The sequence below is a fragment of the Paenibacillus paridis genome, from assembly GCF_006345825.1.
GTDB classification, from domain to species: domain Bacteria; phylum Bacillota; class Bacilli; order Paenibacillales; family Paenibacillaceae; genus Pristimantibacillus; species Pristimantibacillus paridis.
The window spans coordinates 839,150-864,944 of the sequence record NZ_VCIX01000092.1 but is presented as its reverse complement, the minus strand read 5'-3'; the positions used below and the strand labels follow the sequence as shown (position 1 = coordinate 864,944).

The window sequence follows — 25,795 nt, the reverse complement described above, 5'->3', positions numbered from 1 at the left end:
CCCATGATAATAAGTCAACTCGGAAAAGCAGCCCGGCTTTACAGCCAGTTACCTTAATTGATCCATTAACGATTTCACTCTGACTACAAAACGATCCGCATCCTCGGCGGTTGCCATAGCCGGACTGTATTTCGCTTGCTCAAAGCCATCCAGCACCGCTCGAAAATCATCACGCAGCCTTTTCTGGCTCTGCGACCAGCGAAGCACCGCTTCTCGCAATGTCTCATGCTCCTGACGCTCCATCCCGCGCTTCTTACAAACACGCAGCAGCTTGTTCGTTTCAAGCACGATCCGGTCATTTGCCGTGTACGAGCCATGACGCAGCTTACGCCAAGTGAATACCAGCTTATCTCGGCTAATGAACGCCCATACAGCCGCAGCTGCTACGAGCAGCGAAATGGAAAGCCATGTCCATAGCTTCGAACTGGAGGAACTTTCCGCCGTTTCGACGGTTGCCGGATCGCTTTCGCTTTCATCGATTTCCGGCAGCGGCGCTACTTCTTCCTCTGCTATCGTATAGGGAAACGAAAACCCAGACGTTGCTTCAAACGGAATCCAGCCAAATCCTTCAAAATAAATTTCCACCCAGGAATGAGCATCCGAATTCCGTACCGTATAAGTGCCTGATCCGTTAGGATTGATACTAGGATCCATAAATTCACCTGGAGGCCCAAAATCGCTGGCCGGCAGCACGCCGGGCGCAAAACCCTTTACCCATCTTGTAGGCAGGCCCAAGCTCCGGGCCATGACAGCCATCGATGTCGAGAAATAATCGCAATAGCCCTCTTTTAGCTCAAATAAAAATTTATCGACAAAATCAGTTGTTGTACCTGTCAGCCTGGTTTCATCAGGCATGTTATTGTAATTATAAGTAAGCCTCAAATACGTTTCCAGCAACTTTGCCCGATCATAATCGTTGGTTGCATCCGCAGTTACCTGCTTGGCCAGCTGTTTCACTCGGTCAGGCAATGAATCGGGCAATTGCAAATAGTATTTATTGCGTGCCGCTTCCGCCTGGTCAGACCAGCCTGCCTTGGATTCTCTGAGCTTTACTTCATCCAGAACAGGAACGGAGGAGGTTACCGAATACGTTTGTGGATATTTACGGTTTTTCATCGACCAGTTCAGCAGCCGCAGCTCTCCTGAGCTTGGCTCCCATACTAATCCTGTAGGCAGTACAGCATCTTCATCGTCGATCCAGTTAAGCTTGGTGACTGGCGCAGCCGCGAACAGAATCGGGTAAACATCCTTGCGGATCATCGTTACGATTTGGCTAATTTCTGTCGTTCCCGCAGCCGGAGGCTTATCCAATGATGGCAGCACAGTTTCCTTTGAGATACGGGTAACGGCTTCGACAGCCTGCTCAGCCTTCCCTTCGATCCAGCCGTCCCCTGTATATTCGGCCTTCGATTCGCCGCGCCAGTAGCTGCGGTGCGAAGTCGATACCGTCATCATAGGTGAATAGTCAAATTGAAAGCCACCGCCGAGCTTCTCATCGTTCCGGCTATAGCCGGAGCTTGCATTGCCGGAACTGCTTGGCGATTGAACATCCGTCCCTTTATCCCCAAGAAATACTTTGACGGTTTCGCCCTTTGATTCTCTCCAAATCGTATAGGGGTCCTGTAGAATCGGAGAAAGTGAAGGCATATTCAGACCGACAATCATCAACACCGATAGGACAAGCGCAATTGGCACTATTAATTGAAGCGGATATTCGATAAGCTCTTTCCAGCTTCTTGGGTGTTCGCGCTGCAGCCTTGATAAATGACTAACAACGAGCCAAAGCAAGCCGATAAACACGACCATAGCGACTTCATCCCATAACCATATCGGCGTAAATGAGTCCGCTATCGTTAAAATCAGTAGGCTTGCGCCCACCAGCCCGAACATTCGAATCCGTGTTGTCGTCCATAAGCCGAACAAATTATGAAGCAACAGCAGCGCAATACTTATCCAAATAAAAGGGTTTAACTGCATCATGTGGGCTTGCAGCCACCAGATCCACTCTTGCCAGCGTTCAGGAGTCGCAATGATCCAGTTCATCTCCACAAGCCTAGTCGTAATCCAAATCGCAGCTGCAATTTTGAGAAAAAACTTTAGAAAACGACTCTTCTGCGGCAGAAGCAGCTCAATCGCAGCCGCTGCATACAGCGTGTAATGACCGATCGCTATCGTCTCTTCCCACCAGTAATCTTCAAATATAATAATCGTATTGGATAAAATAATAGCAGCAAATAAAAACCGTAGCTTCTCATACCAATTCGCTGTCAAATAGACGAACAAAGCGTTCAACGCCTGCTTCATGCAATCCCGCTCCCTTCAAGCACCGATGGAAGCTCCTGCAACTGGCGAATTTCAAAAACAGGCCATCCGCGCTCTCTCATCACTTGTTTCCAGGACGTATTATGGCTAAGCAAATCAACGGCCGATGAAATATGCAACAAGCAAGGGGTAATTCCCTTGCGCGACAGCCATTCCATGCTTCGTATGACATCTGTGCCGGTATCAGGCGTTACGACTACGGCAAAGCTTCCTGGCTCAAGCAAGGAATCCGCACGCTGCAATGACGCATATAATGGATGCGACGCGTCTGCATCAACGAAGGTCAAATGCTTCAGCATGACGTTTCGCTGCTCTATTCCCGCCTTCGGAGCAACCATCGTCACCGTTTCCCCTATGGAGAGCAAGCCCATGGCTGTATCGCCTTTCAATCCGTTTTCTAGTAGCGAAGCAGCCGTAGATACTGCCAGCTCAAAGCGTGTAGCAAGCTCGTTCTGATAGCCTCTTGGATTGCGGTCTAAAATCACAACCGTACGTGGCAAGGATTCGCGTTCGAAAGCCTTCGACTTCCATTCCCCCGTCTTCGCCGTGGCATTCCAGTGAACGCGTGATAAACGATCACCATACAAATATTCCCTGACACCGTTGATTTGGGTTGTCTCCTTCGCCGATCGGGAAGCGATCGCATGGGAATAGGGACCCCTAATGCCCCTCTGAACGCCGCTCCACTGCCTAAGCGGTACCGTTTGAGGCAGCACGCTAAACACGGTTTCCGTTCCAAATTGACCGGCATGCTCAAACAATCCAAATACGTCATAAGACAAACACTCCGTATGCGTAAAACGGTATTCGCCCCGCTGGAGCGGCGGCGTCTGATAGCTAACTTGGCCGCTGCGCTTCCAATTCGGTACGAAGGAGGTCTCGAAAGCCAGCTTCTGGCCATTATGTCGCTGCAATTGGTCTCTGATAATCACATAAGGAAGCGGATAATAGCCTGGTATCTTGACTTGCAAATTCACTTCAAGCGCGCTTCCGGCTGATAGAGAGTGCTCATGTGAAGCAGCGCCCGGCATCGCATAGCTGCGGCTTCCGGACACTTTGCCTATCCCGCTCCATCTGCCTAGCACTAAATATACAAGTAATAGATTCAGGATCATAAATAGCATAATTGCGGTTTTTCCGCCTTGAAATAAAAAATAAAAAAGACTGGTCGTATAGATCACTGCGACAAGCTGCCAGCGCAGCCTCTTGGATTTAGTCGCTGCCATCCGCTTAGCGCTCTAGCCGAACCGGCACTTTCGTGGATTGAATCACCTGCGCGATGATATCCTCCGCTTTGAGGCCGTTCATTCTGGCTTCCGTCCGAAGAAGCAGGCGGTGAGCTAGCACAAACGGAGCGAGCTCCTTCACGTCATCTGGCGTTACGAACTGGCGCTGCTGGATATAGGCGCTCGCTTTCGCTGCTCTAGCAAGCGCGAGAGCAGCGCGAGGGCTTGCCCCAAGCATTACATTGGCATGCTCACGCGTTCCTCTGATCAAACCGACCAGATATTTTCCCACAGCCTCGTCAATGTGAACCTTTAGCACTTGATCCTGGATATGAAGCATATCCGAAATATTAATCATCGGTTCGATCCGATCCGATGGATGTATTCCTTCATTAGATAATACCATGCGGTGTTCGTCGGATTCACTAGGATAGCCAAGCGACAGCTTCATCATGAATCGGTCAAGCTGCGCTTCCGGCAGTGTGTAGGTACCTTCAAACTCTATTGGATTTTGCGTGGCTAGCAAAACGAACGGGCGAGGAAGCTCATACGTATCTCCATCAACCGTCACATGGCCTTCCTCCATCGCCTCTAGAAGAGCGGATTGCGTCTTCGTGGTCGCACGGTTAATTTCATCTGCTAACAGAATGTTGGCCATAACCGGGCCTGGCCGAAATAAAAAGGTCTCCTGCTTGGGATGATAAATGGAAACACCAGTAATATCGGTAGGAAGCAAGTCAGGATTACATTGAATGCGGCGAAATTGGCCGCCGATAGATTTAGCCAAAGCTTTCACAAGTTGTGTCTTGCCTGTGCCAGGCACATCTTCAAGCAAGACGTGACCGCCTGCGATTACAGCGATCAATAATCTTTGGATTTCTTCCTGTTTGCCAAGGATACAAGTTTCTAAGTTTCGTAGAATAGTAGCGCATAATTGCATGTCTGCAGGACGAATATCCATTTCATTACCTCCCGAAATAATGCCTTAGTTCATGTTCAATACTACTATTTTACAGTACATCCATTCGGGTATACAAATTTTTTCGCTACAAAAAAAATTGGAAGATCCCACAGGATCCTCCAGCTTGTGCCTTTATCTATTATCCTTTGGGCCTAACGACAAGAGCTGCCAGAAAAGAGAAAATAATGGCAGACGAAATACCTGCGCTTGTTACTTTGAATATGCCGGATATAACGCCAATCCAGCCTTGATCATGCAGCTCCGTCAACGCCCCATGAACGAGCGCGTTGCCAAAGCTGGTGATTGGGACCGTCGCCCCCGCTCCCGCGAATTTCACCAAAGGTTCATATAATCCTACCCCATCGACGATGGCGCCAATAACGACCAAGGTTGACATGGTGTGAGCAGGCGTTAGCTTAAATACATCGAACATGATCTGCCCAAGGACGCAAATGCCCCCGCCTATCAAAAAAGCCCATAAAAAGATCATAACCGCTTACCCCTCCCCTGCACTAATGGCTACCGCATGCGCAATGCACGGAATACTCTCCCCTTGCTGGAAAGAAAGCGGAGAAAGCAAAGCACCTGTAGCAACAACGAGAATTTTTTTCAATTCACCATTCTTGATTCGCTTCAGCAAATGACCGTAAGTAACTACCGCTGAGCAGCCGCAGCCGCTGCCCCCAGCCTGTACCTTTTGTTTCTGCACGTCATAAACCATTAATCCGCAATCTCCAAAAACCGTCTCATCCATGGGAACGCCGTTTTGCAGCAGCAGCTCCTTGGCAATCGGATGGCCCACGCCAGCCAAATCTCCGGTAACGATTAGATCGTAGTCGCTTGGCTTGCGTCCGGTATCATTAAAATGTGCCTGAATCGTATCGACTGCCGCCGGAGCCATGGCAGCTCCCATATTAAAAGGATCGGTAATGCCTAAATCAATAACCTTGCCAATCGTCGCGCACTCGACAACAGGCCCATCGCCCGATGCAGCTACAACTGCCGCGCCCGCACCTGTAACTGTAAACTGAGCCGTTGGCGGCTTCTGCGAGCCATATTCGGTCGGATAACGGAACTGTTTCTCTACGGTGCAGTTGTGACTGCAGGTACCTGCCAATACATGGCTTGCCGATCCGGAATTCACAAGCATGGACGCAAGTGCCAGCGTCTCCATTGATGTGGAACAAGCGCCAAACACACCGATATAAGGGACGCCTAGCGATCGTGCAGCGAAGCTATTGCTAATAATCTGGTTCAATAAATCTCCGCCAATATAAAATTGGAGCTGGTCGCGTTCAATGCCTGCATTTTGAATAGCAAATTCTGAAGCTTGCTCCAGCAGCAGCCGCTCCGCCTTTTCCCAGCTTTTTTGTTGCATATCAAGCTCCGGGTGGACCAGATCGAAATCTGCGGCAAGCGGACCTTCTCCTTCATCAGGACCGACAACAGTCGCCTCCCCTATAATGACTGGGCGTTTCTCAAACCACCACGTTTGTTTTCCGCGCAGCATATTACTGACCCCCAGTACCGAGAATAAGATGGGCGATACCGACGAAAAAAGCGGCTACTGTACCAAATACGATAACGGAGCCTGCCAGCTTGAACATATTCGCACCGACGCCAAGCACGAGCCCTTCGCTTCGATGCTCCAAAGCCGCCGAGCACATGGAGTTGGCAAAACCCGTCACGGGTACAGCAGATCCCGCGCCTGCCCATTGCGCGATTTTGTCGTAAACGCCAAGGCTCGTCACGATGACCGACATCAGGATCAATGTCGCTACGGTTGGATTGCTGGCTGCCTCCTCCGTCATGCCCATTCCATGGACGTAAAGCTCTTGGATAGCTTGTCCAAGCACGCATAAGGCTCCGCCGAAGACAAACGCTTTTAAGCAATTCCCAAGAATGGACCGGGGTGGTTCCATCGATTTAGCGAAGGATTGGTATTCCTTTGGCGACATCGCCATTTTTTTATAATTACTTTTGCTTTTTGTGGCCAATGCTGCATCCTCCTTTTCCGGCATGGTTCTTCAGTTGTGCGATAGCGAAAGAACGTTGCCGTTTTTCTTTCTTCACGTTCATTATTTGTAATAGAAGGAAGCAATATTCCAGCAAAAAAAGGATTGTCCCCGGACTAAGTTGCTAGTCAGGAACAATCCTTTTCTCAAAAAAGCAAAGCAAACAATAAAAGTACAAGCAGGACATACAATATGAGCACAAGAAGGCTCAAGCGGTGACGCTGCCGCTTCGTCGACATAAGTGCGGTGCTCCCCTCATACCGGGCTTATAACTACAGCATATGCCAAACACCCAGGAAGGAAGCTGGTCCAAGTCGATTGAGCTGAATAAACACTATTCCTCGATTATCATAACGCCTTTGGCCGCCAGACTGTACAATCCGCTTACCGGCTCACCCGACAGGAGATCCGGGCGAGGCCGGGCGCCAAGCTGCACCTCGGCAGCTTCCGCATTGTGATTCAAAATAAATGTATACGATTTGCCGTCTTTGCTTCTGCGGGTCACTTCTACACCGGAAGGAGCGGCAAGCAGAGGTTTAATTCCTTTATCTTTACATATATTAGCAAGCAAAGCTTGCAAGAAATGCTGGTCCGGACTGGTAGCGATATACCACGCTTCACCCTCGCCGAATTTGTTAACCGTTGCAGCAGGCATGCCTTTATAGAAGTCAGAGCCATACTCGGCGATTACTTCGGCACCTTCCGTGTGAATCAAATCGCACAGAAGACTGCAGGTATACGTGCCGCTGAGTGCTCCATCTACCTTTTTCATGACCATCTGGTTCTGTTGTCCAGGCAGCAGCGAATCAATTTCCTCCGCCCAAATGCCGAGTACCTTGCGAAGCTTGCCTGGGTAACCGCCCGTTGTGACCAAATCATTCTCATTCACGATACCGCTGAAGAAGGTCGTAATGAACGTGCCGCCGCGAGCGACAAAAGCTTCGATTTTCTCCGCAAAGCCCGGCTTGATCATGTACATCACGGGAGCAATAACCAGATCATACTGGTCCAACTGCTCTTCAACACTGATCATATCCGTCTGGATATTCAGCTCAAACAGGGCATCATAATACTTATGCACTTCATCTACATATTTTAATGCGACGCTTGGCCCGCTTGAAAGCTCAACTGCCCAGCGATTTTCCCAATCAAATACGATAGCCGCTTTCGAATCGATCCGCGAATCAAGCAGTTTATCCGAAAGTGCAGTAAGCTCATGCCCAAGCTCCGCGCATTCACGGAATACACGGGTATGCTCGTGGCCAACATGCTCAATGACAGCGCCATGGTACTTCTCGCAAGCGCCAATTGAGCGGCGAAGCTGGAAGAACATTACGGTGTCTGCACCATGCGCAACGGCCTGATAGCTCCATAGCCGCATGACGCCCGGACGCTTGAGAGCGTTGTATGCCTGCCAGTTTTGCTGGCTTGGCGTTTGCTCCATCAGCATGAAAGGCTGGCCGCTCTTCAATCCGCGCATTAATGCATGGGTCATAGCCGTGTAGCTTACAGGCGTGTCAATGGAAGGATAGTTGTCCCACGAAATGACGTCCATATGCTTTGCCCATTTGAAATAATCAAGCTCAGGGTACGTCCCCATCAGGTTGGTCGTAATTTGAATATTTGGAGAATGCTTGCGGACCTCATCGTATTCAATCAAATAACATTCCAGCAAAGCATCCGATTGGAATCTGCGATAATCGAGTGAAATGCTCTGGAAATTCGTCCGGTTGCCGCCCCACTCCTCGCTGAGAGCATTTGGTGGTACGATTTCATCCCAATCGTAGAACGTATGTCCCCAGAAGCTTGTATACCAAGCTTTGTTCAGCTTCTCAATAGTGCCGTACCGCTTTTGCAGCCATGCTTGGAATGCATCGGAACAGTTATCACAGTAGCAATACCCGCCATATTCGTTGGAAATATGCCATGCGACAAGCGCGGGATGATCCTTATAGCGCTCCGCCAGTTTACCTGCGATCAGCTTCGAATATTTACGGTATGCCGGACTGCTTGGACAAGAATTGTGGCGTCCGCCAAACTTCCGCTTGCGCCCTTCGTAATCTACACGGGTCACGTCCGGATATCTTTTCGCCATCCATGCGGGATGAGCACCGGTACTCGTGGCTAAGCAGACCGAGATATGGTCCCCATGCAGACGATCTATAATTTTGTCCAACTCTTCGAAATCATAATGCTCTTCGCTCGGCTGAATACGAGCCCATGAGAATACGTTCACCGTAGCGACGTCAATATCCGCTAGCTTGAACATGCGAAGATCCTCCGTCATCGTCTCGTCATCCCATTGTTCAGGATTATAATCGCCGCCGTACCATATTTTTGGAAGCTTGTTATGTATCATAATAACACCTATCTCCCTTCAATTTTGAGAAATAACAACAAGGGAAGAGAGCCCATGCAATGAGCCCTCTTCTTCTTTGCTTATTTTAAACTTATTTGGACCAAAGCGCTACGCGGTCCTGTACCATTTTTGTAAATTCTGCGTTCAGCTTCGCAACGCCTGCATCCTCTAAATCCTTAAGGAATGCATCGTATACTTTGTCAAAGTCAGCCGGTTTAGCAAGAATCGCCTCCGGAACGCGTTTTTTCATAATATCTTGCGTTTTCTGGAAAATAACGTTGGCTTGGGAGCCGGTTTCAAATGGAAGTGTCCACGCTGCGCCGTATTTGCGTTCTGGGAATGCGTCATCCGCAGGCCACAAATCTTTGTACGTTGTTGCGTTGTATTTGGCAAGCGTCTTTTTGTCTTCTTCGGAATACGCAGTTTGGATTTGCTCTGGGAACGTTGTTGTATAGTAGTTTCCGGATGGATCCAATACGCCATCGCCGTATCGAGCCGATAGCAAGTAGTTGCCAATGCCCGTTGTTTTCTTGAATGTGTTTTGGTCGTTCGACTTTTGAGCTTGAACATCCGCAGGAATGACACGTTTGCCGCCTTCTACGTTGTAATGTTTGCCTTCGATACCCCAGTTAACAAGCACTTGGCCTTCATCGGAAGCGAGGTAGTCAAGGAATTTAATCAAACGAACAGGGTCTTTGGCATCCTTCGTAATTCCAAGCCCGTAGCCCGCAATGTAACCCGTGCCTTGGAAGGAGTGATCTTGGAACGTGTCATTCAGCGTTACAGGGAAACGAGCGTAAGTCGCTTTGAAATTACCTGCTGCTTTCAGAGCATTTTCCGCATCGCCGTAATCCCAGTTTTGGTCGATTAGACCAAGAACGCGGCCGGAAGCAACTTTTGCTTTGTATTGGTCATATTTTTGAACGAAGCTTTCTTTGTCAAGCAAGCCGATATCGTTCATATGGTTCAGCCAACGGAAATATTCTCTTTCCTCTGGGCGCTGGTAGTGCATGATTGCTTCATGCGTATCTTGGTTTACGTAGAATTCACCGTCATCCGGAGCGCCTGTAGCATAGAAAGCAGGGTTCGTTACGGAAATCAGAATCTGCCACTCGCCGCCGTTAAGCGACATGCCGATGGTTGGTTGGCCGTCTGGCGTTTTCGGGTTTTTCTCAATGTATGCTTTGATTGCTGCTTCGTAATCTTGAACGGTTTTGATTTCCGGGTAACCCGCTGCTTCAAGCACTTGGTGCTGCAATTGAAAGCCGCCGCCTGATTCGAAATAGATTTGGCCTACGCCACCGGACGGAAGCGTGTAAATCGCATCGTCATCTTCACTCCAGCGAAGACGGTTGAAATATTCGCCGTATACTTTTTTGATATTAGGACCATACTCTTCGATCAAGGGACGAAGGTCAACGAGCGCGCCTGCATCCACCAATTTGCCTGCGCTGCCTTTTGGCATAACAAGGTCTGGATATTCATCGCTTGCCACCATAAGTGCGAACATTTCTTCATCGGTACCGCCTACAGGAAATTCCTGTTTCATCGTTATACCCGTTTTTTCTTGAATAAATTTACCGACATCGGATTGCATGTCATCCCAGTTGGCGTTAACATCGCCCGATGCTACTCGGATCGTAATCGGGTCAATAGCTGCGCCTTCGTTGGCAGAATTGGTTGCTCCATTAGTTGTTCCCTTGTTCGTGCTGCCTTCATTATTCGAGTTGCCGCATGCGGTGACGAATACGAATACAAGTGCCAACATCAAGCTTAATGTCATTTGCATCTTTCTTTTCATTGCTGTAAAGCCTCCCTATTTTTCTGTTGCTGATGGACATGTATATAACAGGAAACCTGCTATTACCAAAATTAACTTTTTACTGCTCCCAGCGTCATGCCCTTCACGAAATACTTTTGAAGGAACGGATACACCATAAGAATCGGGATGGTAACCACAATCGTAATCGCCATCTTAATCGATTCCGGCGAAACGGAAGCAATCGCTTGCTGCGCATTCGGATCGCGATAGTTATTGCCTGATTGCGTGGACTGCAGCACCTTCATAAGCTCGTACTGAAGCGTCGTATTCTCAGGATTCCGATTATTAAACAGATACGTGTCAAACCAGGCGTTCCAATGGCTGACTGCAATAAACAATGCTATGGTTGCAAGAACCGGCTGGCAAAGCGGGAGAATGACCTTCCAGAAAATCGTCCAGTCGTTCGCACCGTCGATTTTGGCTGATTCCTGCAGGGCGTAAGGAAGTCCGTCAATATAAGAACGGACAACGAACACGTTCCAGACACTGAGAAGCGCAGGGATAATGTACACTGAGAACGTGCCCATCAATCCAAGATTTTTCATAAGAAGGAAGCCTGGAATGAGTCCGCCCGTGAAGTACATCGTAAGGGCGAATCCGACTGACATCCATCTTCTTGACTGGAAATCCGGACGGCTAAGCGTGTAAGCCATCATCGAGGCGGATAATACGCCGACTGCCGTACCGATGACGGTACGCAGTACCGAGTTTTTAAAGCCAACTAGCAACCCGTCGAAACCGAATATCGTCTCATAGTTTTTGAGAGTAAATTCACGAGGGTATATGGTTAATCCGCCCCTTACGGTATCTACCGAATCATTGAATGAAATCGCTAGTACGTTGAGGAAAGGATATAACGTCACTATAGCAACAATAGCCATGAAAATGTAAATGAAGGTATCGAATATTTTATCGCCCGTACTTCTTTTCATCGTTCCTTGCATATGCGGTTCCTCCTATATGATTGATTCTTTGGTGACTCGTTTGTATATGCCGTTCGCGATAAACACGAGCAGAATGCTGACGACGGAGTTGAATATGCCGATTGCCGTACCATACGAATATCGACTCAACTGAATGCCGTACTTGAGCGCATATAAATCGAGAACCTCTGAGTAATCAGACACGAGAGGATTGCCTAGCAGGAATTGCTTCTCGAAACCAATGCTGACCAAATGTCCGATCGAAAGGATGAAAAGCACCATAAAGGTTGTCCGAATGCCTGGCAGCGTAATATGCCACATTTTGCGGAAGCGTCCTGCACCGTCAACCGTTGAAGCCTCGTAAAGCTCGGGATCAATGCCGGACATGGCTGCCAGGAAAATAATCGAGTTCCAGCCCATTTCCTTCCACAGGTCAGATAAAGTAACGATGCCCCAGAACCATTCGCCCTTAGCCATGAATTGGATCGGAGTGTCAATGATGTTCAAATACATAAGCAATTGATTGACAGCGCCGCCATCGGTAGATAGCATCTTGGTTACGAGCCCGGCAACAACAACCCAGGAAACGAAGTGAGGCAGGTAAGAAATCGTTTGGACGGAACGTTTGAAGAACTGTCCTCTCATCTCATTTAATAATAGTGCGAATATAACAGGAATGGTAAAACTCACAATTAAGCCCATCGTACTCATGGCCAATGTATTTCTCAGGACAATATAAAATCTCTCGTCCTGGAACAGCTCAATGAAATTGTCTAAGCCCACCCATTTTTGATCGAATATTCCGTTTTTCGGTTTGTAGTTTTGAAAGGCGGTCAACCACCCCCACACTGGCACATAGCTGAATATGAAAATCCAGATAACAAACGGCAATGACATCATGTACAAATAGCGTTGCTGGAAAGCTCTGAACCAAAAGCGGTTCTTCTTGTTTGTTGACCCAACGACTTGGGCATCTTCTGTTAGCGGTTTCATCGCTGCTCCTCCTATTGTTTTTGCTCCGGGCAAAAACATCTTTCGTAAGCGTCTCTTTGTTTGTGTAGCTTACCCTCTCTTATCTGTACTAATCATATACGATAGGCGTACTTCCCTTGCACCCGATAAATTAGACCTAAAATCATATCAAAATACGCACTTTCAAACGCTTTCATAACCACTGGTTACTATGGAATGAAAAATAACGCCTGCATCGGAATTGGCTTAGCCAGCCAATTGATTCAGGCGTAACGAAACTGCTGCAGCAGGATATTGCCTATCATCAGTCCGAAACTGATTTACCCGCGCTACCTTTAAAGGACGAAGGAGAAACCCCTTTGTATTTTTTGAATTTACTGTGGAAGTAGTCCACATTCGCATAGCCGACGCGTTCCGATACCTGATGCACTTTAAGCCCTTCTTGAAGCAGCTCAATTGCATGCTGAATACGAACCTGATCTAAGTAAGTGTTAAAATGCTCGCCGGTATAGTTTTTGAACATTTTACCCAAATAACCGCTATTATAATTAAACAAATCCGCGAGCGTTTCCAGCTTAATATTTTCGCTGTAGTGCCTTTCGATGAAATCGGTCATCTGCTTCATCACCGATAGGCTGTCCGACTTCCCTAGCTTTTCGGTCAAATCCTGCAGCCGCTTCTGTAGCTGGACCATCATTTCATCGTAGTGATGCGCAAGGTAGAGCGCGGTAATGATCGATAGGTCCTCCTGCACGGATACCTGCTGGCTTGATATCGCTGCTTTGTTCAATACAATGGAAAGCAGCTGAGCCCAGCTTGATTTGACGAATTGCTCGGAAGTATCGACCGCACAAATGTGGGCTGACGCTTCTTGCAAAGCTTTGTCCACCCCGTCCTTGCTCCCGATATCGAGCATATAATAGAGCTTCTGGGCAAGAGCGTCGATGGTCAGCTCCTCATGCTTCGCCGGACCTTCCTGTATGCTGCCGGCAGCCAAGGAAGCCAGATGAATTTGCTGGCCTTGCAGCATAAACCTTTGCTTCAGCATGCCGCGTACGGTTGGCGCCCATTGCTGCAGCTCCAGCAGCTCGCGCACTGGCTCGCTTGCAGCCCCGGCAAATCTAACCCGCGTCCCACAGCAGTCCTCGATCCACTGCCTCATTTGCTCGCGGGAACCATTTTGCAGCAAATAATCCTTCAGCAGCACACCGACGTAAGGCTCAGCCGAAAACACCCAGCCCAGCTGCTTCTGCTCAATAATCTCGCCGAGCTTCTTCTTAAGGGTCGCATTCATCGTAAGGGAATGCTCCTTGCTGTACAGCTCGATCAGAAGAAGCTGATAATACTTTGCTGGCGAGCCGAGCAGTGTCCCCTGCTCATTCGTGCCGAATGTCTCAGTGAGCTTCTTTCCGGTCGCAAGCTGCTGGAGCATCTCCTCGCGCAAAAGCTGAGACGTCTGTTCCGTACTAAGCATCTGCTCGGATCTTTGCTTCAACTGCGAGCTAATACGCTCGACATAGGTCTCGAGCTCGTCCTCATCGATCGGCTTTAAGATATACCCATCCACCTGATGCGCAATCGCCTGCTTCGCATAATTAAATTCCGCATAACCGCTCAAAATAAGAAAATGGCACACTTCGTCCGTTTTTCTGATTTCTTCAATCGCTTGGAGACCATCCATACCGGGCATCCGAATATCGATTAATATCAAATCAGGCAGGAGCAAGGCATGTTTTTCAACCGCCTCGCGGCCATTCGAAGCGACTCCCACCACGTTAAAACCGTGTTTTTGCCAATCGACAAGGGTTTGCAGCCCTTCCCGAATCATTGGTTCATCGTCGACAATTAATACTTTATGCAAATGGATGACCCCCTGTCGGTATTTCAAAAACAATACGTGTTCCCGTATCGGGCTCGCTCGTAATTTGCAAGCCGCAGCCCTCTCCGTAAATCATCACGATCCGCTGATGCACATTGCGCAGTCCGATACGGTATTCTCCCTCTTCCTCCATATCATGAAGAGCTTCGTTTATCTGTTTCATTTTATCCTCATGAATGCCTACCCCGTTATCTGCAACCTCTACTCGGAGCATATGACCTATAATTTGCGTCTTTAAGCGAACTAGGCCGCCTTCCGCTACATTTTCCAGCCCATGAACGACAGCGTTCTCAATTAAGGGCTGAATGATAAGCGGAGGAATCTCTATGTTCTGTCCCGCTTCATCAATTTCAAGCGAAAAGGTTAAACGCTCATTTCCGTATCTGAATTTTTGAATTTCCAAATAGCAGCGTACCATTTCTAGCTCGTCCTTTAATGCAACCATACGCGAACCTACTTCGAGATTTCGGCGAATCATTTTCCCAAGCATTCGGACGATCGAGGAAATTTCGGTTTCCCCTTTGATATGAGCCTTCATTCGAATCGACTCAAGCGCATTAAAGAGAAAATGAGGATTGATCTGGCTTGCCATCATCTTCAGCTTAATCTCTTTTTGCCTGAGCTGAAGCAGTGCCTGCTCCTTGTGCGATTCCGATACCTCGTCCATCAGACCGCGGATGCTTACGACCATGTTGTTAAACTGCTTGGAAAGAATCCCGATTTCATCATTGCCAGTCACATGAGAAATAACGTTCAGATCCCCCATCGCAACCTTGTTCAAATCCTTGTTCAGAAGCAGCATCCGTTTAGCTAAAATAACGGAAAAGATATAAATCAACACAAAAGCGATCACTAGGCTCAGCATGATAATGCCAAAGCCCAGCAGACTAATCCGGTTGGCTCCGCTTACAATGCTATCGATCGAAAATACCGACACGATCTTAAGGCCGTTGCGGCTGGAATCCGGATGAAGATCCTCCACGACGATTTTTGAAGGCTTGTCCTCGAATTTAAACTCATAAGTGCCTTCCGTTTTATTCGTAAGCTTGCTGGCAAAGTCGAGCTCCGAAATATTTTTGCTTACCCAATTCGGGTTTTTCGCTGCGATGATATATCCGCTTTCATCAATGATCATTGTATCGAACGGCTCTTGGCTAACCATATTATTTAGCTCGACGGGGTTAAGACCAATAACCAGAATTCCGCTCGTACGATAAGTAGGAAAAGTGATTTTACGGACCAGGCTTAAGTAGTTGCGATTGCCTTTGGTCTCGTCTGAGATATAGCTCCAATGTATCCCATCCTGCTTCATTGCATCCTTATACCACTGCTCCGCTTCAATGGCAGGAGTGACCTTAAGAAACTCCCAATTGTCCAGTATCGTCATATTCGTTGTATAAAACCGGATGTTGTATACTTCGCTGTAAAGCTTAATATAATCGCGGAAATCGTTAAACTCCCAAAAAGCCTTGACCACCTCGAAGGTAGAATTATATTGGGTGTTGACGATATTCGTTAACCGGCTGTCCACGAGCAGCTTGTCCGATATCTCGATCGGCATCCGGATGATATCCAGTGTCTGCTTCTTGATTCGCTCCACATTGTTTGTAATTTGCTGCGTCGCTTGATCAAGCACATTTTGGCGAAAAGCAACCGTCAAAAAAATGCCAACGATCAGCACAGGTACAAACACGACCAGAATAAACGAGAGAATTAGCTTTTTTTTGATACGAATATTGTTAATTCCTTGCATAAGCGCTCTAATGCGTCTCACCATATAGGCAGCTCCCTCCCACTCAGGAAAGCGTTTACTTTTTCGCGCTACGATTTGAAGCATCCTATATTATAAAGCCGGTATGCGCACATTCATACCTCGTATATTCATTATTTTATCATGTAGAAATTAGACATTGGGCCCGGCTTTCTAGTACCTAACCAGCATCCTGCTCAAGCTAGAGCGGGATGCGGTACATGGAATGCTGCTCTACAACATGCTCCCCTTGGTTATATACCCATTTAAAAACAAAGTGATCACCCGTATAGGCCGTTCTGCTGCGGATATCCGGTAATATAACCGTTTCAAAATGATCTCCGATGAGCTTCTGAACCGTCGCAAGCCGCTCCTGGTTAGCTTCAAGCTGAAGCGCGGCGTCCGCCTCAGATTGTGCCGTTTGCAAAAAATAAGACATGGCAACGTCCCTATCATCCATCTCCTCAGGCAATGGATAACCAGAGCCGCGAAAAATTTCCTTTACCGTGTCCAGCCAGTCGGTGTACAAATCGATCTTCATAACGTTCATTCGCGTGGCAAACTCCTCTGTTCATGTTAATAGTCAATCTAAAGAATAAAGCGGTGACCGTGAAAATGCAACCTCAACCGGGATGCGAAAGCTAAACATATGCTGCTCCATCTCCCTCACTTTATAGCCATAAAAAAAAGAAAAAGCCGCCTCCTCAGCCGCAAATGCAGCCTTGAAGACAGCTCTGGTCATCGTTTGTTCGTCTCAAAAAACATTATTGAATACTGAAAAAGCTCAGTTTGACGCTTCCGTTAAGACAGATAAGAAGGTCGCCTTCCGGTTGCATGCCAGGAAGATCAATCCGTATGCTTTGCCATTCCTGGTCACCGCTTGCAGGCACTGAACATGACCCGATAACAGCACCATGCGGGCTGCCAATCAGAATGGACAGCTCGCCGCCGGCTACTCCCCCGCTCACGCGCGCTTCGAAGCTTGCCGAGCCATGCGTCCAATCGATGTCAGCAAATTTGATCCAGCCTTCGGAATGCGAGAGACGGACTGCCGTTCCGCCCTCTTTGCTCTCGTCCAAATAAACCTGCGCGTAATCATCGTAATTTTCTGCACGGGTTGGCAGCGAGAGGTTGCGCTTTGGAATCTTTTCCCCCGTAATCGTAATCGTGGACGAAGATTTCACATCTGCCGAGGAACCGCCTGCCTCAAATGTATACTGAGCCGTCTCCAAGCAGAAGCGGCCGCGCGTAACGTCCCAAATAGCCAGCTCCTCCGCTGGTACAAGCAGCTGCACATCCTTCGTTTCTCCCGCCTGCAGCGTAATCCGCGCAAAGCCAACCAGCTTCTTAAGCGGCCGCTCGACTCTCGAGCCTTTCACGCGCACGTACAGTTGCACGACTTCATCGGCTATCCTCTCAGATACATTCGTTACCTGTAGCTGAACATTCACATGCCCCTCCAGGCTAGTCGCATGATTCGTAATTTCAAGCGGGCTGTAGCGGAATGAGCCATAGCTCAGACCATAACCGAATGGATACAAAGGCTCCCCGTCAAAATACAAATACGTTCGTTTGCCCTTCAAAATATCATAGTCCATCAAATCCGTTAACTGCTCCTCGGATTGGTACCACGTCATATTGAGGCGTCCCGCAGGCGAGTAATCGCCAAACAGCACATCGGCAATCGCATTGCCGAGCTCCTGCCCTGCGTGGGACAAATACACGATGGCTGGTATTTGTGCATTCACGGCATTTAACGTGAACGGGTAGCTGCCGATGACGACAACGATAGTATTCGGATTGGCCTCGAATACCGCGCGAATCAGCTCGTTTTGCGATGCAGCTAGATCAAGGCCCGGGCGATCGATTTCTTCTTTGCCGTTGATCAGCGGATTGTTGCCGACAAAGACGATAGCCGTTTCTGCCGCCTTGGCTGCGGCCACCGCTTCCTCGATGCCATTCGTCACCCTATCCTTCGTAAACCGCTCATTTGCACCAACTTCTACGGCATCTGTGACTTGCAGCGGATCAGCCCCGCCATTGGGCGCCGATACCAGCTTGCCGTTCCACGTACGGATCGCAAACTGACCGTTTGACTGTTCATCCAGCTTGAATACTTCCTTGACATACCAGCCAAATGCTTCATTTGCGGCAGCTGCGATATTCACGTCGTCGGCGCTAGTAAGCAGCTTGCCGTTCGTCTTGCTCTCCAGCGTATAGCTGCCCCAGCCCCAATCCGTAACCTCAAACGTTTCACCAGCGTCCGCGGAATCAGCTGCTTGAAGCCGATTCTCATCTTGCCCCGCAGCATGCAGCGCCTTGCCGTTGGCAGCTGATTTCAACCGAATTTGGTCATTGCCGCTGCTATATGACACTTGTTTGCCGGCAAGCTTGCTTACGATCCCTTCAAGCGGCGTCACTTTATAAGGCAGCGAACCCGAATACCAGTCCCGGTACACGACATCTGCAAGCGGACCAATGACAGCTACGCTGCTGAGCTTCTCCTTGTCCAGCGGCAGAGCGTTATTTTCATTTTTCAGCAAGACGATCGACTCCCGCGCAGCTTGCAGCGATAGCTCCCCATGCTCAGGTGCGCATAGCTTAGCTTCCGGCATGTTCGCGAATGGGTTGTGGTCAGCGGGATCAAATTCACCTAAGCGGAAGCGGACGCGGAACGTATTGACCAGCGCTTTATCCAGATCCTGCTCGGTCAGCAGGCCTTCCTCCAGCGCTTCGCGGATCGCTGCACAAGATTTCTCCTTGTCATCGGTGATGCTGTCAATGCCAGCCTTAATCGAATGTGCCACGGCATCCTTATAGTTGTCATAATACTTATGGTCATTTACGATACCAAGCAGGTCGCCCGCGTCGCTGACGACGAAGCCATTCATGCCCCACTCCTCTTTTACCACTTTATTCACGTCTTCATGCAAAATAGTAGGCGTTCCGTTGACGGAATTATATGAAGTCATCATCGATTGAGCGCCGCCCTTGACGAAGGCTGGCTTAAATGCAGCTTGGTAATATTCCTTCATATTGCGCGGGTCGATGCTCGCGGAACAGCTTCCGCGATTTATCTCATTATTGTTGCCGATAAAATGCTTCAAGGTCGCTACCGCTTTGAAATAAAGCGGATGATCGCCCTGAATGCCCTGCACGAGCGAAGCCGTCAGCTCCCCTGTCAGCTTCGGATCCTCGCCGTATGCCTCCTCCGTACGTCCCCAGCGGGGATCGCGCTCCATATCTACGGTTGGCGCCCAGAGGGTCAAGCCGTTAATAGCCGGATTACGTTGAAAATAAACACGTGCCTCGTCGCCAATGACGCTGCCCACTTCCTTGAGAAGAACAGGATTCCATGTACAGCCTAGGCCAATCGGCTGCGGGAATGTCGTGGCCTCTCCCAGCCAAGCCATTCCATGGGCAGCCTCCGTTCCATGCTTGTATGGCTTTACGCCTAAACGCTCAATCTCAGGCTGGTACTGGACCATCGATTCAATTTTCTCCTCGAGCGTGAAGCGGGAGACCAAATCGGTCACCCGCTCTTCCAGAGGAAGCTCTATATTTTCAAAAGGATAACGTGTATTCGTCGTCATGGATGTTTACTCTCCTTTATTCGTTGCAGATTTAATCGTATACCATTCATTTTTTTTCGTCGCAAACGGCCGCGCTCCGTCAATCAGCGTGCCATCTGCCGAGTATACCAACAACGTCTCCTTGGCAATCAGCTTACAGGTTGAGCCGTGGGTAGAATAAATACGGCCTTCCGTAATTTTGCTGTCCTGCCATTGCAGCTCGACGATAAAGCCGCCTCGTGCTTTGATCCCCTTAACATAGCCAGTTGGCCAAGCAAGCGGAAGCGCGGGCAGGAGCTCAATGCCGCCCAGATGACTTTGAAGCAGCAGCTCAGCTATGCCCGCAGCTCCTCCAAAGTTTCCGTCAATTTGAAACGGAGGATGGTCATCAAATAGGTTAGGATGCGTAGACCTCGCAAGCAGCGTATGAATGAAACGGTAAGAAGCTTCCGCGTCCTTCAAACGCGCGTATAAATTGATCAGCCAAGCGCAGCTCCAGCCCGTATGCCCCCCGCCGCTCTTGATCCTGCTCTCTAACGTCAGCCTTCCCGCTTCCACGAGCTCAGGCGAAGCCGTCTCGTTAATTGTGGTTCCTGGATACAACCCGTATAGATGGGAAACATGGCGATGGCCCGGCTCATGCTCCTCGAAATGATCATGCCACTCCTGCAATAAACCATCGGGCGAGATGTGCAGCGGCGAAAGCTTTTGCAAGGCAGCATTAACTTGCTCTGCGAATGCCTCATCCGTTTGCAGAAAGGAAGCAGCTAGGATGCAATGCTCAAACAGCTCGCGAATCAAGGTAATGTCCATGGCGGACGATTCTGCCACGCTGCTTGCCTCCCCATCGGCGGTCAGAAATTTATTTTCCGGCGAGGTGGATGGCGATGTCATCAGCTGGCCTTCGCCATTTTCCTGAAGCCAATCCAGACAAAACAACGCAGCGCCCTTCATAAGCGGATAAGCTCTTTCACGCAAAAAGCTCTCATCGGGGTTGTACAAATAATGCTCCCACAAATGCTGTGTCAGCCATACGCCGCCCAGCGGCCAGAACGCCCAGCTTGGATGTCCAGCCGTTGGCGTGGATGTGCGCCACAGGTCAACATTATGGTGCGTCACCCATCCCGCGCTATTGTAATGGATAGCTGCCGTCCTCGCGCCTGACTCGCTAAGCTCCTCAATCATTTGAAATAAGGGCTCGTGGCACTCGCTCAAATTGCCAAGCTCGGCAGGCCAATAATTCATTTGCGTATTGATATTCGTCGTATAATCGCTATTCCAAGGCGGCTGCACCCGGTCATTCCAGATGCCTTGCAGGTTTGCCGGCTGTGTTCCGGGCCGTGAGCTTGCCATGAGCAAGTACCTGCCGTATTGAAAATAAAGAGCTTCCAGCTGAGGGTCCTGTTCGCCTCGTTTGTAGGCTTCGAGCCGCTCGTCGGTAGGCAGAAGGGAATTCGGCGTCTGTCCCAAATCTATCTGCACCCGCTGGAACAGTTGGCGGTGATCCTGTACATGACGTGCCCGCAGCATCTCATAGCTATGCGCTGAAGCTGCCGCCAGTATCGTATCATTTTGCTTGCTTAGCTCGGCTTTGCTTGCGGCTGGCTGCAGGTTATAGCGCTCAAAGCTTGTAGCTGCACTCAGCAGAAAAGTAACGCTGCTTGCCCCGACTACCTTTATTTGATTGTCCCCATCGACAGACACCGTTCCTCCTTCAGCCGTTACAGTCAACTTGGTTTGAAAGGTGATGCCTCGGCCAGCCTCGTATTGCACCGCTTTTGGATGATCGCCTAAATAATTGTCAGCGACGTGGCTTGGGCACTGGCCATACAGCACAATCGCATCGCCGCCCTCGGCAGCTACCTCATAATGTACAGATGACTCCAGATAGGACGTCAATTCCAAAAGTCCGTCTCCATGCGCTTCATATCGGGTGCAAAGCACTTGATCGGTTGCGCTTACAAAAGTTTCGCGGCAATAATCCGCTTGTCCAATTTGCCAACGGGTGGTGGCGATCCCCGCATCAATATCCAGTGTTCGATTATAATGGCTCAGCTCGGCGCTGCCTTGTGCAAAATGCTGCTCCACATACCAATCGCCCATCGGCTGATACGATTCGGTATTTTTCCCTAGCATTTTCGACTCGATGAGCTGCTCTGCTTCGACATATCGTTTCTCTGCGATGAGCTCGCGGGCTCGCTTCAAATAGCGCAAAGCCTCGTAATTATTCGTATCCCGCGGAAAGCCTGACCAAAGCGTATCTTCATTTAATTGAATCCGTTCCTTAGCCACGCCGCCAAATACCATGCCGCCTAGCCGCCCATTTCCGATCGGCAGCGCTTCTTCCCACCTGAAAGCTGGCTGTTTATACCAAAGGTTCAGTGAGTGATTTTGCTCTTTTCTATTGGTCATCTATTAATCTCCTATGTTCGCATCATTTTCGAAGCAAAAAAACGGTTATTATCCATCATAACGGAATAGCCTTCCTGCACAGTACCCATCGAATTTCATCTAAATTCATATCAAAATTAGGGCTTGCTCGTAGTATGGAGGAAGTTACCATATTTTTCAAGGGGGACGATTATATGATAGAATTACAAGCAATAACGATCGCCCTTCGCTTTGCTTAAGCTTAAAAAGCTTAATTCTGGAGCTAGGTGATAAGACAACGAGTCCCAATTACAGCTAATTCATCCCATAAAAAATGGCCCCGCATATGAATTTCATGCGAGACCATTTTTATAAAGAGACGATGTTCCAAAACCAGCTGTGACGGTTTACTTACAGGCCAGCGGCGCCAAATACTTTATCGAAGCCTGCCTTGGTGCGCACGATGAGCTCCTCTGGCGATTGCGTTGGCGCTTCAGCGGTCAAAATTTCCTGGGATACCGCGCCTTTGTAGCCAATGCGATGAAGTGCCTGCAAGAAGCCTACAAGATCAATAACGCCCTCGCCCGGGTAGATCCGGCCATTATCCAGCGCTTCTCCAACCGGTACGTCCGGAGCATCGTTAATATGCACATGCACGATTTGATCCGCACGAAGCGCATCGATATCAGCAACCGACAATTCGTTTGTATACCAGTGGTATGCATCAAACAGCAAGCCCACGTTGCTCTCGCCAATAGCATCGATCCACTCCAGCGTCTCCTCAAGCGTCCAAATAAATGGATTAGCCCAGCGTGTACGCAAGTGGTGAGGACCTACGAATTCAAGCCCCAAACGAATACCGTAAGCACCAAGAATTTGCGCGCAAGTACGCAGTCTGCGGGTAGCGAGCGCCATAAAGCGGGCTGCTTTCAAATCCGTGGATGGCAGAATATACGTACAGCAGCTTGTACAGCCAAGCGCCGCTGCGGCCGCTGCGGAAGAGGCCAACTTCTGCAAGCCTTCAAGAAAAGCCTCTTCTGTGGTTCTCCATTCGACAGGCAAACCAATGGAACCGATCACTACGCCGCTGCTTGCGAGCAGATCGCGCGCTTTCTCAATGCCATGACGGGCAATCAATGATTCCGCATCAATATCTACAGCCTGAAATCCATGTGCTCCAGCCAGCTCAATCAGTTTCTCATCGCTCTCAATACGGCCCAGTCCAGCACCCGTTAATCCTCTTAGCATATGAATGATGCCTCCTTCTTCTACCTCTTATTTGATTTAATCCAAATTCCAATCCAGCTTCACTTCGCTGCCTGTACGCGAGGATTCATAAATCGCATCAAGAACAAGATTATTCGTAAAGCCGGTAAGCGCTGAAGTAATCGGCTGTTTGCCTTCCCGAATACAACTCAGGAAATGGCGGCTTAATCGCGCCCGTTCTCCCTCTTCATTTTGGGCCTTATGCAATTCGGTTTCAATCGGACGGTCGAACTTTTCCGTTAGCAGCTTGCCTTTCGCTCCACGGAAGCTAGCGCCGCCTTCCGAGCCCATCAAGTGGATGAATTCCGAGTTATCCGTATCCATATGGACGGCCCAGCTTACTTCCAGAGAAAGCGTGCTTCCATCCTCCATCTTGATCAAAGCGGTTGCCAAATCCTCTACGTCATAAGTCCCGTTCCAATCAGGCGTTCCCCATGTGCCAATTCCTTTGCGCTTTGGCCCAAACTCCGCATAGGTGGCTCCATATACAGACACCGGTTTAGGGTTGCCCATCAAATATAACGCAAGATCAAGCATATGAACACCAATATCGATAAGCGGCCCGCCGCCGGATTGCTCCGTCTGGGTAAACCAGGTGCCCCAGCCCGGAATCCCTTTCCGGCGGAACCAGCCGGCTTTAGCCGTATAAATGTTGCCGAGCTCGCCGCGATCAATCTGCTCTTTGATTTGCATCGCAACGGATTCCCAGCGCATCTGATGGGCAACCATCACGACACGGTCGGAAGCCTTGCTTGCTTTCAAAATTTGGCGTGCCGCATCGCTGTTAATGCCCATTGGCTTCTCCAGGAGCACATGCTTGCCCGCAGCAAGCGCTTGAATCGCAAGCGGCGCATGGAACTGGTTCGGCACTCCAATGATAACAGCATCTATATCGGGCCGCGCGATCAGCTCTTCATTTGATGCAATGACATGCTCGATCCCATATTGCTTCGCCTTCTCCTCTGCCCGTGAAATAACCAAATCGGTAATCGCCGTTACTTGGCATTCATCGCCCAGCTTCGTAAATTCATTCGCATGCACATTACCGATGTTTCCTGCTCCGATAATGCCTATTCTAATTTTATTGTCATTCGCCATGAGTAAGCCTCCCATAATGTATTTCTATCGTTAAATCCGACCGTCAAGCATCCGCTTTCATTAGCGCCTGATCACGTTATTTATGTTAGAATAAACGGGACGGGAAATCGTGCTTGTTTTTCGGTAAAAGTCTCAGTTTTTCGGAGGAATCCATTATTTCATGACCTACATACCCGATTATTTGAAAACGTACCCAAATATGAATACTTCTTCGCCTCTTCATATCAGCTTAAACCGGCTATATCACGGCTTCCGGCCGCATCGGCATGATTTTCTGGAGTTTTCCTATGTGGTAGACGGAAGAGGCTCCGAATCCATTAATGACGCCAGGCACCAGATGCTGCCCGGAACTTTCACCTTTGTTTTGCCCTATCAGGTTCATGAACTATTTACGGAGCCAGGCAGCACGCTGGTCCTTTATAATTGTATGTTCAGTATGGATTTGTTAATGGAGCCTGGGCAAGAAGACGGCTTAATGGACTTAATCGAACAGAATGCCCTGCCGCCCTTCGTTCAGCTAAGCGATAGTGAAAATGAAAAAATGAAGCTTTTAATCGAAGATATGTATCAAGAATATACGGGGCATGAGCCTTGGAGGCGAACGATGCTTCAGGTAAGGCTGAAGGAAATATTGGCCTGCTTTGACCGCTATCGCCGAAAGGGTGCGATACCTACTGAAACCGCGAAGCAGACATCCAAATCAAATGCCTCGGTATGGCCGATCATCCATTACATACACCGCCATTATCAGGACGAGCTCGCCCTGTCTGATCTTGCAAGCCGCTTCTCGCTAAGCGTCTCCCGCATCAGCGAAGTCATTAAGCAAACGACCGGACAAACCTTCGTTCACTTCCTGCATGATTTGCGGCTGCGCCATGCGTGCAGCTTGCTTGTATCGACAGATATGAATGTCGCTGAAATTGCTTTGGAAGTTGGCTACGGCTCTTACAAAACCTTTTCGCGCATTTTCCGTGAAACGAAAGGAATCGTGCCCAAGGCTTACCGTAAAATGAAGTTGAATCAGAATACGCATAGAGATTAGCCATCCCCTCAATAAGCAAGGGCTGCCCACAGTAGAAAATTCTACTCGTTGGGCAGCCCTTGTTTTATTATGTTACCCTTCATAATGAAAGGGAAGTGTCCGGTTAAGATTGGACAACTTATCCAATCTTATATTTTACATAAGGTCAATACTAGGAATAAGATGGCTAGCAAAGCGTAGATGACCAATGATAAAATCATTAAACTCCGCTTACTCAT

18 protein-coding genes are annotated in these 25,795 nt (G+C 49.0%); 1 reads left to right on the top strand and 17 read right to left on the bottom strand.

What is annotated here, in order from left to right; translation table 11 throughout:
• Window positions 1-48: 48 nt before the first annotated feature.
• From FJQ58_RS25630 to FJQ58_RS25550, 17 genes are all read right to left on the bottom strand, one after another.
• Complete coding sequence (locus FJQ58_RS25630) at window positions 49-2,304, bottom strand: DUF4129 domain-containing transglutaminase family protein (protein WP_139997670.1); 2,256 nt, start codon at window positions 2,302-2,304, stop codon at window positions 49-51.
• Window positions 2,301-3,548, bottom strand: coding sequence for a DUF58 domain-containing protein (locus FJQ58_RS25625; protein ID WP_139997668.1), 1,248 nt, complete (start codon window positions 3,546-3,548; stop codon window positions 2,301-2,303). The genes FJQ58_RS25630 and FJQ58_RS25625 overlap by 4 nt, the downstream gene beginning before the upstream one ends.
• A gap of 4 nt (window positions 3,549-3,552) precedes the next feature.
• A complete protein-coding gene (locus FJQ58_RS25620) occupies window positions 3,553-4,509 on the bottom strand; it encodes an AAA family ATPase (protein ID WP_139997666.1) in 957 nt (318 codons plus the stop codon).
• A gap of 139 nt (window positions 4,510-4,648) precedes the next feature.
• Window positions 4,649-4,999 carry a stage V sporulation protein AE gene (spoVAE, locus tag FJQ58_RS25615; protein ID WP_139997664.1) on the bottom strand — a complete coding sequence of 117 codons (351 nt, stop codon included), beginning with the start codon at window positions 4,997-4,999 and terminating at the stop codon, window positions 4,649-4,651.
• A 6-nt stretch (window positions 5,000-5,005) separates the two neighbouring features.
• Window positions 5,006-6,019, bottom strand: a complete 1,014-nt coding sequence (spoVAD, locus tag FJQ58_RS25610) for a stage V sporulation protein AD (RefSeq protein ID WP_139997662.1) — start codon at window positions 6,017-6,019, stop codon at window positions 5,006-5,008.
• Window position 6,020: 1 nt separating this feature from the next.
• Window positions 6,021-6,530, bottom strand: a complete 510-nt coding sequence (spoVAC, locus tag FJQ58_RS25605; protein ID WP_202915326.1) for a stage V sporulation protein AC — start codon at window positions 6,528-6,530, stop codon at window positions 6,021-6,023.
• A gap of 328 nt (window positions 6,531-6,858) precedes the next feature.
• Window positions 6,859-8,883, bottom strand: a complete 2,025-nt coding sequence (locus FJQ58_RS25600) for a beta-galactosidase (RefSeq protein ID WP_139997660.1) — start codon at window positions 8,881-8,883, stop codon at window positions 6,859-6,861.
• A gap of 91 nt (window positions 8,884-8,974) precedes the next feature.
• The gene (locus tag FJQ58_RS25595; RefSeq protein ID WP_139997658.1) at window positions 8,975-10,684 is read right to left on the bottom strand and encodes an ABC transporter substrate-binding protein; all 1,710 of its coding nucleotides are present in this window, start codon (window positions 10,682-10,684) and stop codon (window positions 8,975-8,977) included.
• A 71-nt stretch (window positions 10,685-10,755) separates the two neighbouring features.
• Window positions 10,756-11,649 carry a carbohydrate ABC transporter permease gene (locus tag FJQ58_RS25590; RefSeq protein WP_139997656.1) on the bottom strand — a complete coding sequence of 298 codons (894 nt, stop codon included), beginning with the start codon at window positions 11,647-11,649 and terminating at the stop codon, window positions 10,756-10,758.
• Between the two features lie 12 nt (window positions 11,650-11,661).
• On the bottom strand, window positions 11,662-12,621 hold the full coding sequence (locus FJQ58_RS25585) for an ABC transporter permease (RefSeq protein WP_139997654.1): 960 nt from the start codon (window positions 12,619-12,621) through the stop codon (window positions 11,662-11,664).
• Between the two features lie 283 nt (window positions 12,622-12,904).
• A complete protein-coding gene (locus FJQ58_RS25580; RefSeq protein ID WP_139997652.1) occupies window positions 12,905-14,461 on the bottom strand; it encodes a response regulator transcription factor in 1,557 nt (518 codons plus the stop codon).
• The gene (locus tag FJQ58_RS25575) at window positions 14,454-16,256 is read right to left on the bottom strand and encodes a cache domain-containing sensor histidine kinase (protein WP_139997650.1); all 1,803 of its coding nucleotides are present in this window, start codon (window positions 16,254-16,256) and stop codon (window positions 14,454-14,456) included. The genes FJQ58_RS25580 and FJQ58_RS25575 overlap by 8 nt, the downstream gene beginning before the upstream one ends.
• A gap of 175 nt (window positions 16,257-16,431) precedes the next feature.
• The gene (locus tag FJQ58_RS25570) at window positions 16,432-16,779 is read right to left on the bottom strand and encodes a hypothetical protein (protein ID WP_202915325.1); all 348 of its coding nucleotides are present in this window, start codon (window positions 16,777-16,779) and stop codon (window positions 16,432-16,434) included.
• Between the two features lie 214 nt (window positions 16,780-16,993).
• Window positions 16,994-19,822, bottom strand: coding sequence for a glycoside hydrolase family 3 C-terminal domain-containing protein (locus tag FJQ58_RS25565; protein ID WP_139997648.1), 2,829 nt, complete (start codon window positions 19,820-19,822; stop codon window positions 16,994-16,996).
• A gap of 6 nt (window positions 19,823-19,828) precedes the next feature.
• Complete coding sequence (locus FJQ58_RS25560; protein ID WP_139997646.1) at window positions 19,829-22,213, bottom strand: glycoside hydrolase family 95 protein; 2,385 nt, start codon at window positions 22,211-22,213, stop codon at window positions 19,829-19,831.
• Window positions 22,214-22,582: 369 nt separating this feature from the next.
• Window positions 22,583-23,419: a sugar phosphate isomerase/epimerase family protein gene (locus FJQ58_RS25555; RefSeq protein ID WP_139997644.1), complete on the bottom strand. Its 837-nt coding sequence runs from the start codon at window positions 23,417-23,419 to the stop codon at window positions 22,583-22,585.
• A 36-nt stretch (window positions 23,420-23,455) separates the two neighbouring features.
• Window positions 23,456-24,535: a Gfo/Idh/MocA family protein gene (locus FJQ58_RS25550; protein WP_139997642.1), complete on the bottom strand. Its 1,080-nt coding sequence runs from the start codon at window positions 24,533-24,535 to the stop codon at window positions 23,456-23,458.
• Between the two features lie 160 nt (window positions 24,536-24,695).
• Between FJQ58_RS25550 and FJQ58_RS25545 the strand changes: the two genes are divergently transcribed.
• On the top strand, window positions 24,696-25,577 hold the full coding sequence (locus FJQ58_RS25545; RefSeq protein WP_139997641.1) for an AraC family transcriptional regulator: 882 nt from the start codon (window positions 24,696-24,698) through the stop codon (window positions 25,575-25,577).
• The last annotated feature ends 218 nt before the right edge of the window (window positions 25,578-25,795 follow it).

Excerpts from the sequence above, each read along its gene's own strand:
- FJQ58_RS25620 (WP_139997666.1), bottom strand. The coding sequence starts at position 4,509 with ATGGATATTCGTCCTGCAGACATGCAATTATGCGCTACTATTCTACGA.
- FJQ58_RS25545 (WP_139997641.1), top strand. The coding sequence starts at position 24,696 with ATGACCTACATACCCGATTATTTGAAAACGTACCCAAATATGAATACT.
- FJQ58_RS25575 (WP_139997650.1), bottom strand. The coding sequence starts at position 16,256 with ATGGTGAGACGCATTAGAGCGCTTATGCAAGGAATTAACAATATTCGT.
- FJQ58_RS25570 (WP_202915325.1), bottom strand. The coding sequence starts at position 16,779 with ATGAACGTTATGAAGATCGATTTGTACACCGACTGGCTGGACACGGTA.
- spoVAE (WP_139997664.1), bottom strand. The coding sequence starts at position 4,999 with ATGATCTTTTTATGGGCTTTTTTGATAGGCGGGGGCATTTGCGTCCTT.
- spoVAC (WP_202915326.1), bottom strand. The coding sequence starts at position 6,530 with ATGCCGGAAAAGGAGGATGCAGCATTGGCCACAAAAAGCAAAAGTAAT.
- FJQ58_RS25595 (WP_139997658.1), bottom strand. The coding sequence starts at position 10,684 with ATGAAAAGAAAGATGCAAATGACATTAAGCTTGATGTTGGCACTTGTA.
- FJQ58_RS25585 (WP_139997654.1), bottom strand. The coding sequence starts at position 12,621 with ATGAAACCGCTAACAGAAGATGCCCAAGTCGTTGGGTCAACAAACAAG.
- FJQ58_RS25565 (WP_139997648.1), bottom strand. The coding sequence starts at position 19,822 with ATGACGACGAATACACGTTATCCTTTTGAAAATATAGAGCTTCCTCTG.
- FJQ58_RS25625 (WP_139997668.1), bottom strand. The coding sequence starts at position 3,548 with ATGGCAGCGACTAAATCCAAGAGGCTGCGCTGGCAGCTTGTCGCAGTG.
- FJQ58_RS25550 (WP_139997642.1), bottom strand. The coding sequence starts at position 24,535 with ATGGCGAATGACAATAAAATTAGAATAGGCATTATCGGAGCAGGAAAC.
- FJQ58_RS25630 (WP_139997670.1), bottom strand. The coding sequence starts at position 2,304 with ATGAAGCAGGCGTTGAACGCTTTGTTCGTCTATTTGACAGCGAATTGG.
- FJQ58_RS25560 (WP_139997646.1), bottom strand. The coding sequence starts at position 22,213 with ATGACCAATAGAAAAGAGCAAAATCACTCACTGAACCTTTGGTATAAA.
- FJQ58_RS25555 (WP_139997644.1), bottom strand. The coding sequence starts at position 23,419 with ATGCTAAGAGGATTAACGGGTGCTGGACTGGGCCGTATTGAGAGCGAT.
- FJQ58_RS25600 (WP_139997660.1), bottom strand. The coding sequence starts at position 8,883 with ATGATACATAACAAGCTTCCAAAAATATGGTACGGCGGCGATTATAAT.
- FJQ58_RS25590 (WP_139997656.1), bottom strand. The coding sequence starts at position 11,649 with ATGCAAGGAACGATGAAAAGAAGTACGGGCGATAAAATATTCGATACC.
- spoVAD (WP_139997662.1), bottom strand. The coding sequence starts at position 6,019 with ATGCTGCGCGGAAAACAAACGTGGTGGTTTGAGAAACGCCCAGTCATT.